At 63.1% G+C, this 12662-nt stretch carries 8 protein-coding genes; 6 read left to right on the top strand and 2 right to left on the bottom strand.

Annotation, left to right across the window (positions count from 1 at the left end; genetic code table 11):
- Positions 1-23 precede the first annotated feature (23 nt).
- The 4 genes from ptsP (at position 24) to BLU15_RS27915 (ending at position 5306) form a co-directional block, all read left to right on the top strand.
- Positions 24-2291, top strand: a complete 2268-nt coding sequence (gene ptsP, locus BLU15_RS27935) for a phosphoenolpyruvate--protein phosphotransferase (RefSeq protein ID WP_034797694.1) — start codon at positions 24-26, stop codon at positions 2289-2291.
- Between the two features lie 69 nt (positions 2292-2360).
- Positions 2361-3443: a peptide chain release factor 1 gene (gene prfA / locus BLU15_RS27930; RefSeq protein ID WP_060518361.1), complete on the top strand. Its 1083-nt coding sequence runs from the start codon at positions 2361-2363 to the stop codon at positions 3441-3443.
- A 3-nt stretch (positions 3444-3446) separates the two neighbouring features.
- Positions 3447-4316 carry a peptide chain release factor N(5)-glutamine methyltransferase gene (gene prmC, locus BLU15_RS27925; RefSeq protein WP_034797690.1) on the top strand — a complete coding sequence of 290 codons (870 nt, stop codon included), beginning with the start codon at positions 3447-3449 and terminating at the stop codon, positions 4314-4316.
- 327 nt (positions 4317-4643) lie between these two features.
- Positions 4644-5306, top strand: coding sequence for a DUF4167 domain-containing protein (locus BLU15_RS27915; protein WP_034797687.1), 663 nt, complete (start codon positions 4644-4646; stop codon positions 5304-5306).
- 105 nt (positions 5307-5411) lie between these two features.
- Here the strand turns inward: BLU15_RS27915 and BLU15_RS27910 are convergent, their stop codons facing one another.
- Positions 5412-5996 carry a TetR/AcrR family transcriptional regulator gene (locus BLU15_RS27910; RefSeq protein WP_090299856.1) on the bottom strand — a complete coding sequence of 195 codons (585 nt, stop codon included), beginning with the start codon at positions 5994-5996 and terminating at the stop codon, positions 5412-5414.
- 130 nt (positions 5997-6126) lie between these two features.
- Between BLU15_RS27910 and BLU15_RS27905 the strand changes: the two genes are divergently transcribed.
- Together BLU15_RS27905 and clpB are read left to right on the top strand one after the other, a co-directional pair.
- On the top strand, positions 6127-7146 hold the full coding sequence (locus BLU15_RS27905) for a saccharopine dehydrogenase (RefSeq protein ID WP_090299854.1): 1020 nt from the start codon (positions 6127-6129) through the stop codon (positions 7144-7146).
- Between the two features lie 240 nt (positions 7147-7386).
- Positions 7387-9993, top strand: coding sequence for an ATP-dependent chaperone ClpB (clpB, locus tag BLU15_RS27900; protein ID WP_089044404.1), 2607 nt, complete (start codon positions 7387-7389; stop codon positions 9991-9993).
- 83 nt (positions 9994-10076) lie between these two features.
- Here clpB and BLU15_RS27895 read toward each other — a convergent pair whose 3' ends face one another.
- The gene (locus tag BLU15_RS27895) at positions 10077-12044 is read right to left on the bottom strand and encodes a M23 family metallopeptidase (protein WP_034797679.1); all 1968 of its coding nucleotides are present in this window, start codon (positions 12042-12044) and stop codon (positions 10077-10079) included.
- Between the last annotated feature and the right edge of the window lie 618 nt (positions 12045-12662).

Genomic DNA, 12662 nt, shown 5'->3' with positions numbered 1-12662 from the left:
TCTATTTCGGGAGACCCCACGCGATGAGAGACCTTTCCGCAGGTCCGCGCGTTCTCCTCAAGCGGTTGCGCGAGTTGATGGCGGAACCGCTGGAGCCGCAGGAGCGCCTTGACCGTATCGTGCGCCAGATCGCGCAGAATATGGTCGCGGAAGTGTGTTCGGTCTACGTGCTGCGCTCCGACGGCGTGCTCGAACTCTATGCGACCGAAGGTCTGAACAAGGCCGCCGTTCACCTGGCGCAGTTGAAGATGGGGCAGGGCCTCGTCGGTACCATCGCCGCTTCGGCCCGGCCGCTCAATCTGTCCGACGCCCAGTCTCACCCGGCCTTTACCTACCTGCCGGAGACCGGCGAAGAGATCTATCATTCCTTCCTCGGCGTGCCGATCCTGCGCACAGGGCGCGCGCTCGGCGTTCTCGTCGTCCAGAACAAGGCGATGCGCAACTATCGCGAGGACGAGGTCGAGGCGCTCGAGACGACCGCCATGGTTCTCGCCGAGATGGTGGCAACCGGCGAGCTCAAGAAGATCACCAAGCCAGGGCTCGAACTCGATCTCTCGCGTCCCGTCTCGATCGACGGCAACAGCTACGGCGAAGGCATCGGCCTTGGCTATGTCGTCCTGCACGAACCAAGGATCGTCGTCACCAATCTTCTCAACGAGGATACCGACCAGGAGTTGCAGCGGCTTGCAGAGGCGCTCGGGTCGCTGCGGATCTCGATCGACGACATGTTGTCGCGCCGCGAGGTGTCGATGGAGGGCGAGCATCGGGCAGTGCTCGAGACCTACCGCATGTTCGCGCATGACCGCGGCTGGGTGCGCAAGCTCGAAGAAGCGATCCGCAACGGCCTGACGGCGGAAGCCGCCGTCGAGCGTGTGCAGAGCGAAACCAAAGCGCGCATGATCCGCCTGACGGACCCTTATCTGCGCGAGCGCATGCATGATTTTGACGATCTCGCCAACCGCTTGCTGCGCCAGCTCTCGGGCTACGGCGCCAAGCTTTCGGCGAGCGACTTCCCGAACGATGCGGTGATCGTCGCGCGCGCCATGGGCGCTGCCGAGCTGCTCGACTATCCGCGCGAAAATGTGCGCGGCCTGGTGCTCGAAGAGGGTGCCGTCACCAGCCACGTGGTGATCGTTGCCCGCGCCATGGGCATTCCTGTGATCGGCCAGGCGACCGGTGCCGTGGCGCTTGCGGAAAACCGCGACGCGATCATCATCGATGGCGATGACGCCAAGGTGCATCTGCGGCCGCTCGCCGACCTGCAGCGTGCCTATGAGGAAAAGGTTCGCTTCCGGGCGCGGCGTCAGGCACAGTTCCGCGCGCTGAAGGACGTCGAACCGCTGACCCGGGACGGCACGCGTATCACGTTGCAGATGAATGCCGGCCTATTGGTCGACCTTCCGCATCTGAACGAGGCGGGTGCCGAAGGTATCGGCCTCTTCCGCACCGAACTCCAGTTCATGATCGCCTCGACCATGCCGAAGGCGGAGGAACAGGAAGCCTTCTACCGCAGCGTGCTGAAGCAGACGGGCGGCAAGCCCGTAACCTTCCGCACACTCGATATTGGCGGCGACAAGGTGGTTCCCTATTTCCGCGCTGCGGAAGAGGAAAACCCGGCGCTCGGCTGGCGCGCCATCCGGCTTTCGCTCGACCGGCCGGGTCTGCTGCGCACCCAGCTCCGCGCGATGCTGCGGGCGGCGGCCGGTGCCGAGCTGAAGCTGATGCTGCCGATGGTCACCGAGGTTTCCGAACTCAGGATCGCGCGCGACCTCCTGCAGAAGGAAATCGAGCGGCAGTCGAAGCTCGGCGAACAGTTGCCGCGCAAGCTGCAATTCGGCGCCATGCTGGAAGTGCCGGCGCTGCTCTGGCAGCTCGACGAGCTGATGACCGAGGTGGACTTCGTCTCGGTCGGCTCCAACGACCTCTTCCAGTTCGCGATGGCCGTCGACCGCGGCAATGCCCGCGTGTCCGATCGTTTCGACGTGCTCGGGCGCCCGTTCCTCAGGATCCTGCGTGATATCGTGCGCGCCGGCGACCGGCACGATACGCCGGTGACGCTCTGCGGCGAGATGGCGAGCAAGCCGCTCTCGGCCATGGCGCTGCTGGGTCTTGGCTTCCGTTCGGTGTCGATGTCGCCGACGGCCGTCGGACCGATCAAGGCGATGCTTCTGGCGCTTGACGCGTCCAAGCTCGGCGCACTGCTCAACGCTGCACTGGACGACACGCGAGATCAGACGCCCGTTCGCCAGATGCTGGTGGATTTCGCCGCGGAAAACGGCATTCCGGTTTAGATTGAAGTGACGCGTCGCAACCCTCGTCCGGAGCTGATCCGGCCGGGGCGAGACGCATTGGAGTGAGACTTGGCAAAGCTTCCCGTTGAAAAGATGCGCGAACTGGAACGGCGGTTCGGTGAAATCGAGGCGCGCATGTCCGCCGGCCCGGCCGCGGACGTCTACGTCAAGCTCGCCTCGGAGTATTCCGAACTGCAGCCGGTGGTGACGAAGATCCGCGCCTACGAAAAGGCGACGGCGGAGCTTGCCGACATCACCGCCATGCTCGCCGACAAATCGACCGACCGCGAGATGCGTGATCTCGCCGAAATGGAAAAGCCCGAGGTCGTCGACGCGATCGAACAGCTGGAACAGGAGATCCAGATCCTGCTCCTGCCGAAGGATGCGGCCGACGAAAAGAGCGCGATCCTTGAAATCCGCGCCGGAACCGGTGGTTCCGAGGCGGCGCTGTTTGCCGGCGACCTGTTCCGGATGTACGAGCGTTATGCGGCGGGCAAGGGGTGGAAGGTCGAAGTGCTGTCGTCGAGCGAAGGCGAAGCCGGCGGTTTCAAGGAAATCATCGCTACAGTTTCCGGGCGCGGCGTGTTCGCGCGGCTGAAGTTCGAATCTGGTGTGCACCGCGTACAGCGCGTGCCGGAGACGGAGGCGAGCGGTCGCATTCACACCTCGGCGGCAACCGTCGCAGTGCTGCCCGAGGCCGAAGACATCGATATCGAGATCCGGCCCGAGGATATCCGCATCGACACGATGCGCTCGTCGGGCGCCGGCGGACAGCACGTCAACACGACGGACTCGGCCGTGCGCATCACCCACCTGCCGACCGGGCTCGTCGTCACCAGCTCGGAAAAGTCGCAGCACCAGAATCGTGCGAAAGCGATGCAGGTGCTGCGCTCGCGCCTCTACGACATGGAGCGCCAGCGCGCCGACAGCGAACGCTCGGCCGACCGCAAGAGCCAGGTGGGATCGGGCGACCGCTCCGAACGCATCCGCACCTACAATTTCCCGCAGGGACGCCTTACCGACCACCGCATCAACCTGACGCTCTACAAGCTCGACCGGATGATGATGGGCGAGATCGACGAAGTCGTCGATGCGCTGCTTGCCGACTACCAGGCGAGCCAGCTGGCGCAGCTCGGCGAGCAGCGGGGCTAAGAGATGGCCGAGACGCTCGCGAGCCTGGTTGCCGAAAGTCGCGATCGCCTGCAGGCGGGCGGCATCGAGCATGCGGCGCTCGACGTCCGGCACCTGATCTCGGGCCTGCTCGACCTGTCGCTGAGCGCGGTCGTGTCGCGGGGCAGGGACCCGGTTTCGGATGAGGATGCCCAGCGGATCCGGGCGGCGGTTGCGCGCCGGCTGGCGCGCGAGCCGGTCTATCGCATCCTCGGTGAACGCGAGTTTTTCGGTCTGCCGCTGAGGCTGTCGAAGGAAACCCTGGAGCCGCGCCCGGACACCGAGACCTTGGTCGACCGCATGATCCCCTATCTGCGCGCGGTGGTCGCGCGAAAGGGAGGTTGCGAGATCATGGATCTCGGGACCGGCACGGGCGCGATTTGTCTCGCGCTTCTGTCTGAGGTTCTTGAAGCCAGAGGCACGGCTACCGATATATCCGGAGACGCGCTGGCAACGGCGACGGCAAATGCCGTCGCTCTCGGACTTGCGGATCGCTTTCGGCCGTTGCTCAGCAACTGGTACGAAAAGGTGGACGGTCGTTACGACGTTATCGTCTCAAATCCGCCGTATATCCGGTCCAGTGTGGTCGAAGAGCTTGAGCCGGAGGTGAGACTTCACGACCCGGCCGCAGCGCTTGATGGCGGAGAAGATGGGCTAGATGCCTATCGCGCCATCGCTTCTCAAGCGGGTCATCATCTTGAGACAAACGGCGTGATAGGCTTGGAAATCGGTTTCGACCAGAAAGAGGCGGTAACGGCGTTGTTTTACGCCGAAAAATTCCGTCTGCGTGAAGAGGCGAAGGATCTCGGCGGCAATGACCGCGTCCTGATCTTCGAACGCGACACAAACCGTTGAAAAAATGCTGCACTGGCGCATCTTCTTTCTTGCAGAGGCAAAGAAAGGGCTTGGAATCCCAGAGGAAGCGGGCTAGTTTGCCCGCGCACTGGGCAGAAGGTCATGGACCTAAGATTCGTTCCGGTATGACCTGGCCACGGGGATTGCTCTCAAGAAAGAGTTGCTAGGGTTCAACACGTGCCTTGTGCGGGTACCTGTTAATTTGACGTCAGTCGGCGCCGAAGCCGCCATTGTGCGAGCGCAACGGTGCGTGCTCTGTCGGGCGGATCCGGCCGGAAGACGAAACCACATGATCATCATTATCAAGAGAATTCGGGTGAATGTACTATGAGGCCAGGACAGCAAAACAAGCGCGGCCGCGGGCGAAATAACAACAACAATAACAACAACAATGGAAGCAACAACAATCACAACCGCAAGGGCTCGAATCCGCTGACGCGGACCTACGACAGCTCCGGCCCGGATGTGAAGATTCGCGGTACGGCCCAGCACATCGCCGAGAAGTACTCTGCACTTGCTCGCGACGCCCAGAGCTCCGGCGACCGGGTCATGGCGGAAAATTACCTGCAGCACGCCGAACACTACAACCGCATCATTGCTGCCGCGCAGGCGCAGATGCAGGATCGTTTCCAGCGTGACGACCGTCAGGACTTCCGCGGCCACGACGCAGCCGACCAGGACCAGGACGATCTGGATCAGGGCTACGCCGACGACATGCCGGCTTCGGGTGCCGCAGCCGTAACGCCTGTTGCCGAGCCGCAGCCCGTTGTCATCGATGGTACCGGCCCGCAGCCGGTGATCGAAGGCACGCCGGCCGAAGTTGCGATGGAAGAAGAAGCTCCTGCCGCTTCCGGCCGTGCCGCAACGCGCCGCCGCAACGCGCCGCGTCCGCGCCGTCCGCGCCGCAGCGCCCAGGAAGGTGCTGCCGACGAAGCTCAGCCGTCGGGTGATGACGCTCCGGAAGCGCCGGCTCTGGCTGCTTCCGAGTAAGCGAAGTCGCAATAGTCAGCCTGCCCGGTGCAGGCATCAAAAACCCGGCCCATCGCGGCCGGGTTTTTCTTTGTACGGCAAACGCTGATCAGCCAGTTTCACTGGTTAGCTTTTGGCACTGTCGATGATGAGCGCAGTTAGGTTGCTGCTCGCAGAGGCCTCGTTTGTGCGCCCGCGGATCAGTTCGCGGCCGATCGCCTCGGCCGCGCCGGCGATACCCGTGCATCGAAGCCTCAGATCGTCCTCGGGGACTTCCGAGAAGGGGGAGAGGGCTGCCTTGATCATGGCGACGTAATCGTCAGCCTGCTGTTGTTGCGTGGCGATCATGTCCGCATTGCCGCGCAGCGCGCCGGAGATCGCCTGCCATTCCTCGCCGCTTTCGACAGCACAGTTGATGTAGACGGAACTGATGATATCGGCGACCGCTTCGAGCCGATTTAATGCACCCTTCAGCGCGACCTTCAGTTTTTCCGTGTGCCGGTCTTCGATTTCCTGGGAGAGCGCGATCAAGAGCCCCTCGCGCGTGCCGAAATGTTCATAGGCGATCGGCTTGCTGACGCCAGCGCTTTCGGCGAGATGGCCAAGCGTCAGGGCGTCGGCGCCCCGTTCGCGCAGGATCTCCCTGGCGGTCTCGAGCAGCTGGGCGCGCCGCTCGGGCTTCGCAAGCTTTCGGCCTTTCGTCCGGCTCATCGATCACAATCCTCTTTTCGCGTCGGCTCATGCCTCTTGAAAGTGGTATTCGGCATCCTACTTACCAATAGTAAGTTACTAATGGTAAGTTCGGTAGGTGCCGCTTACCTCTCGTTTAGGAGATAGGAAGATGTCGAGCAAGTTTCAGCCCGTTTTGATTGTCGGTGGTTCCGGTGTCGTCGGGTCGCAGGCCGCAAGGATCATTCGTCGTCTGCACCCGACGCTGCCGATCGCGATCGGTGGCCGCGATCTTGGCAGGGCCGAGGCGGTCGCACGTGAGGTTGGCGGCGCGGTCGGGGTCAGCGTCGACCTCAGTCGCCCGGATCTCGGCCTTGGCGATGCGCCCCGCTTCAGCGCCGTCGTCATCTTCCTGAAAGACGAAAAGCTGAGTTCGATGCGTTACGCCCAGCGCCACGGCATTCCCTATATCAGCCTATCGAGCGGCACCTTCGAGGTCGGTCCGGAGATGGCGCAGTATATCCACGCGCCGGACAGTGCGCCGATCCTGCTCGCCAGCCACTGGCTCGCCGGCGCCGCGATCTTCCCAATCCTCGACTTTGCCAAAGCCTATGAAGCGATCGACACGATCCGCATCGGCGTCTTGCTCGACGAAGAGGACATGGGTGGGCCGGCAGCACTTGCGGACTACAACCGCATCACCGGCCTTGCGCCCGCCGCTTTGACCGTCGCGGATGGCAAGTTCCACTGGGCCGGCGGCGAGGATTCCAAGGCGCGCTTCAGAAGCGTTGACGGCGTCGAACTCGAAGCGACCGCCTATTCGCCCTTCGACGTCATGGCGCTTTCGGCCCGTACCAACGCCAGCAATATCCGCCTGGATCTTGCCTATAGCGTGTCCGCGAGCAGGCGGCGCGGCGAACCGTTCTCGACGGAGATCGCCATCGATATCAAGGGCCGCGACAAACACGGCGAACTGGTCGACCGTCGCTATGAGATCGTGCACCCTCAGGGCCAGGCCCCACTGACGGCGCTTGGCGTCGCCCTTGCGGTCGAGCGCATGCTCGGCCTTGAAGGAGGGGCCGCCCCGGCGCCGGGCCTCTATCTGCCGGAGGTCCTGATCGAGCCGGCCTACTATGTGCGGCGGATGAAGGAATTCGGCGCGTCCTTCGCCGAGCGGACCCCCGCGGCATAGACGATCCCGCGGCCGCGTTACCCTTTCGGTGCGCGGCCGCCTCGCGGTTGCAGATTTCCGTCTCAGGAGCGTCGGGAGGCTCTTTAATTTCCAAAATCGCTGCCCCATATTCGCTTCGGACGCGTTGATCCGACGCAAAGCGGGGATCGCGTCACACTGACAGGCTTGCCGAATGCGGGAGCCTGATCCTGAAACACCGACGGGTGCCATGATGGGCCTGCCGGGCTATGGAGGTAGAGTATGAACATCGAAAAATATTCCGAGCGCGTGCGCGGTTTTCTACAGTCGGCGCAGACCTATGCGCTGGCGCAAGGACACCAGCAGTTCACGCCGGAGCATGTGCTGAAGGTACTGCTCGATGACGACCAGGGCATGGCCGCCTCGCTGATCGAGCGGGCCGGTGGTGATGCCCGCGAAGCGCGCGCCGGCAATGACGCAGCGCTTGCAAAGCTTCCGAAGGTTTCCGGCGGCAACGGTTCCGTCTATCTGTCGCAGCCGCTTGCGCGGGTGTTTTCGAGCGCCGAAGACGCAGCCAAGAAGGCCGGCGACAGCTTCGTCACCGTCGAGCGCCTGTTGCTGGCGCTGGCGATCGAAAGCTCGGCTGCCACCGCAGATGTGCTGAAGAAGGCCGGCGTCACGCCGACCAAGCTCAACCAGGTGATCAACGACATCCGCAAGGGCCGCACCGCCGACAGCGCCACTGCCGAACAGGGCTTCGACAGCCTGAAGAAATACGCGCGCGACCTGACGGCCGACGCGCGAGAAGGCAAGCTCGACCCGGTCATCGGCCGCGACGACGAGATCCGCCGCACCATCCAGGTGCTGTCGCGCCGCACCAAGAACAATCCGGTTCTGATCGGTGAGCCCGGCGTCGGCAAGACCGCGATCGCCGAGGGCCTGGCACTGCGCATCGTCAATGGCGACGTGCCGGAAAGCCTCAAGGACAAGCGGCTGATGGCGCTCGACCTGGGCGCGCTGATTGCCGGTGCGAAGTTCCGCGGCGAGTTCGAGGAGCGGCTGAAGGCCGTGCTCAACGAGGTGCAGGCCGAAAACGGCGAGATCATCCTGTTCATCGACGAGATGCACACGCTGGTCGGGGCCGGCAAGGCCGATGGCGCCATGGACGCCTCCAACCTGTTGAAGCCGGCGCTTGCGCGCGGCGAACTGCATTGCGTTGGCGCGACCACGCTCGACGAGTACCGCAAGCATGTCGAAAAGGACGCGGCCCTTGCCCGTCGCTTCCAGCCGGTCATGGTCGAGGAGCCGACGGTCGAAGACACGATCTCGATCCTGCGCGGTCTGAAGGAAAAGTACGAGCAGCACCACAAGGTCCGGATTTCGGATTCGGCGCTGGTTGCCGCCGCGACCCTTTCGAACCGCTACATCACCGACCGGTTCCTGCCGGACAAGGCGATCGACCTGATGGACGAAGCCGCGTCGCGGCTGCGCATGCAGGTGGATTCCAAGCCCGAGGAGCTCGACGAGCTCGATCGTCGCATCATCCAGCTGAAGATCGAGCGCGAGGCCCTGAAGAAGGAAACCGATGTCTCGTCGAAGGATCGGCTCGAGAAGCTCGAACTTGATCTTGCTTCGCTCGAAGAGCAGGCATCCGCGCTGACGGCTCGCTGGCAGGCGGAAAAGCAGAAGCTCGGGCGTGCCGCCGATCTCAAGAAGCAGCTCGACGAAGCCCGCAACGAACTGGCGATCGTCCAGCGCAAGGGCGAGTTCCAGCGAGCCGGCGAACTGACCTACGGTGTCATTCCGAAGCTCGAAAAGGAGCTCTCGGACGCCGAAAGCCAGGAGAACGCCAATGCCAACCCGATGGTGCAGGAGGTCGTGACCCCCGACAACATCGCGCATGTGGTGTCTCGCTGGACGGGCATTCCGGTCGACAAGATGCTGGAAGGCGAACGCGACAAGCTGCTTCGCATGGAAGACGAATTGGCGAAGTGGGTCGTCGGCCAGGGTGACGCCGTGCAGGCAGTTTCCCGTGCCGTCCGGCGTGCCCGTGCGGGTCTCCAGGATCCGAACCGGCCGATCGGCTCGTTCATCTTCCTGGGCCCGACCGGCGTCGGCAAGACGGAGCTGACCAAGGCGCTTGCCCGGTTCCTCTTCGACGACGAGACCGCGTTGCTGCGTGTCGACATGTCGGAATACATGGAGAAGCACTCCGTCGCCCGGCTGATCGGTGCGCCTCCGGGCTATGTCGGCTACGAGGAAGGCGGTGCGTTGACCGAAGCTGTTCGGCGCCGGCCCTATCAGGTCGTGCTGTTCGACGAGATCGAGAAGGCGCATCCGGATGTCTTCAACGTGCTGCTGCAGGTGCTCGACGACGGCCGCCTGACCGATGGTCAGGGTCGCACCGTCGACTTCCGCAACACGATGATCATCATGACCTCGAACCTCGGCGCGGAGTATCTGGTCGGGCTTGGCGAAAATGAGGACAGTGATGCGGTTCGCGACCAGGTGATGGAGGTGGTGAAGTCCGCCTTCCGGCCGGAGTTCCTGAACCGCGTCGACGAGATCATCCTGTTCCACCGGCTGCGTCGGTCGGAGATGGGGGCGATCGTCGATATCCAGCTCGAAAGGCTGCGCAAGCTGCTTGCCGAGCGCAAGATCACGCTGGAACTCGACGACGATGCCCGCGCGTTCCTGGCCGACAAGGGCTACGACCCGGCCTATGGTGCCCGTCCGCTGAAGCGGGCGATCCAGAAGTTCGTGCAGGATCCGCTCGCCGAGAAGATCCTGCAGGGCGAGTTCCCTGATGGTTCGACCGTCAAGGTGCTGTCGGGCTCGGACCGCCTCAACTTCAAGCGCGGGGCGGGGCCGGACAAGGAAGCCGCGTAAGTCCAGCAGCGCACAAATCAAGAGGCCGCCCTTCGGGGCGGCCTTTCTGTTTGTGCTGATTTTCGAGCAGGGGAGGGGAGCGGTTAGTTGCTCGCGACCTCTGCGCCCGTGCCGTCCTTGTTCAGCAATTCGTCGATGCGGTCGCGTTCCTTCTCGAACTTCGCCAGCGCGTCGCCCGAAAGCGACTTGCCGCCGGGCAGTCGGATGCGCAAGGGGTCGACCTTGTTGCCGTTGACGATCAGCTCGTAGTGCAGGTGCGGTCCGGTCGAAAGGCCGGTCGTTCCGACCCAGCCGATCACCTGGCCCTGGACGACCTTGTTGCCCACCTTGACGTTTTTGGCGATCGCGCTCTGGTGGTTGTAGGAGGACACGTAGCCGTTGGCATGGCGGATCAGCGTCTGATTGCCATAGCCGCCGGAATCCCAGCCGGCCTTTTCGACGACACCGCCGCCGGCGGCGATGATCGGTGTGCCGCGCGGGGCTGCCCAGTCGACGCCGGTGTGCATGCGCGAGAAACCGAGGATCGGGTGCCGGCGCATGCCGAAGCCCGAACGGAAATGGCCATTCGGCACGGGATTGCGCAGCAGGAACTGGCGGATGCTTTTGCCGTCCTGGTCGAAATAGTCGATCGTGTTGTCGCTCGGATCCTGGAACCGGTAGAAGGCGGTAACGGCATCGCCGAATTTGGCGCGAACATAGAGGAGCTCGGATTCCTCCGTCGCCATGCCGCGTTCGTCGGTCACGGAGAAGAAGGCTTCAAGCGAATCCGTCGGCTTCAGCTGCGCCTGGAAATCGACATTGCTGGCGAGCAGCTTGACGACGAGGCCGACCATGTCGGCGTTCATGCCGTAGGAAAGTGCCGCCCGGTAGATGCCGTCATAGACCCGCGGCAGGTCGTGGCTGCTGGTCATGACCGGCGCGCCGTTGTCGTCGAAGGCGGTGGCGACCGCGTCGAGCCTCGGTGGCTCGGCGCCGGGGACGAAGCGGCCCTTGTCATCGACCGCCATCGTCAGCACATGCCGGTTGCGCGAATAGATCGTGGCCCGCACGATGCGTGCGTCCTGGCCCTTCTGCGTCTCGCCGTTCTGGATGATGCCGATGCGCAGGACATCGCCTTCGGAAAGCTCGCTGGCGCCGAGCGCCTGGCCGAGATAGCTGGCGGCGTCCTCGGCCTGCGCCTTGGTGTAGCCGGCACTGCTCATGACTGTCGCGATGTCGGTCTGGCGCCGCACCGGAATGATGTCATCGGCGTATTCGGTGGTTTCTTCGTCGATCGTCTCGTAGGCGGCGTCACTCTTGTTCTGCTCGACGATGCGCGCGGTCAGGCCCTGGAGAAGATCGAGCCCGTCACTCTCCGAGGCGAAGCGCTGCGGATCGACATAGTAGAGCGAGGCGACCTGGGTGCTGCCCTCGGTCAGGACAGAGCCGTTGGTGCGGACATTTTCCTCGACCTCTTCCAGCGACATCGAACTGTCGAAGGTGGGGCCGCCGCGCAGCGGGAAGTCGACGGTTTTCAGCGCCACTTCGGAATCGACGTTAGAGCCGTAAAGCGTCCCGGTTCGCGAAACGGGGGATTCCTCGTCTGCCTCTTCCGTCGAGAAGATCGCCAGAGGATCGAAGTCCGGATAGCTTTCCGAGGCCTGATGATTGGCGGCGAGCGCCATCTTCACGTGAACGAAGGGCTGTTTGCGCACCACTTCCTTCTCGCCGTCATGGGTCATCGTCGAGACTTCCATGATCGTCTTGTCGGCCGGCTTGGCAACGAGCTTCGGCGACAGGATGCGGCCGCCGCGAACGGCGATCGCTTGCTCGTCGCCATTCGAACCGGCATCGAGTGCGGCATAGGCTTCGGCCGGGATTGCCAGCTGCTGGCGTCCGTCAAGCGCTGCAAAGAGCGCGACACCCATCAGGAGGCTCGAGGTGATCCCCGTCAGGAAGGTGCCCGACAGCCAGCGCAGCGAAATCTCGCGCCTGTCGGGCGCGCGCCGGCCATGCGCCAGGATCGGTGGCTGGTCGCCAAGCGACCTGACCATGTTCTTGTCGGTGATCATGCCGAACTGAGGGTCCCCGATTTCTCTAAACCGTATTCTTGCCTGCGATACGTTGCGCGAAGGTGTGCATCTTTCACGCGGCGGAGTCAAATCACGCGCGGCGCTGCAAGGGCGATATCCTATATATCCCAAGCCTGTCCGCGCGCCCGTATCCGCGACGCATCTTCATTTTCGCTTAGATAGGCCGATTGTGAAAAAGGTAGGGCCAAATTGTGTCTCCACAGGCCCGGGGGAGGGGGCAAAACTTTTTTGGGGGCGCAAAGCCCTGCGTTTGTGGGCTTTGTCAGAAATCTGTCATTTTTTCCGAAAATCCCTGTTGACGTCTGCGAGGATGGGGGTCTATAAGCCCGATCACTGACGAGGGCGGCGGCGCTGCTGGCGACGACGACCTTCGCTCTAGAGTTTCCTGATTGGCTTGGTGCTGATTGAGGGGTTCGGGACGAGAGTTCTGGGCTTTGTGGGAACGGTTTGACGGACGGTGCGTTCGTCGGTTTTTTGACAATTGAATATAGAGAAAGAGAAACGTGGGCGGCGGAGCTCGTGAGGAACCTTTAGGGGTTCTTTCGGAAAGAGACTTTGGCGGTCACGTTTTAACAAGAGACTACACCTGTTTTCTCG

The sequence above is a fragment of the Ensifer sp. YR511 genome (genome assembly GCF_900103045.1).
In the GTDB taxonomy this organism is placed as follows: Bacteria; Pseudomonadota; Alphaproteobacteria; order Rhizobiales; family Rhizobiaceae; genus Ensifer; species Ensifer adhaerens.
This window is presented reverse-complemented; position numbering and strand designations above follow the sequence as displayed.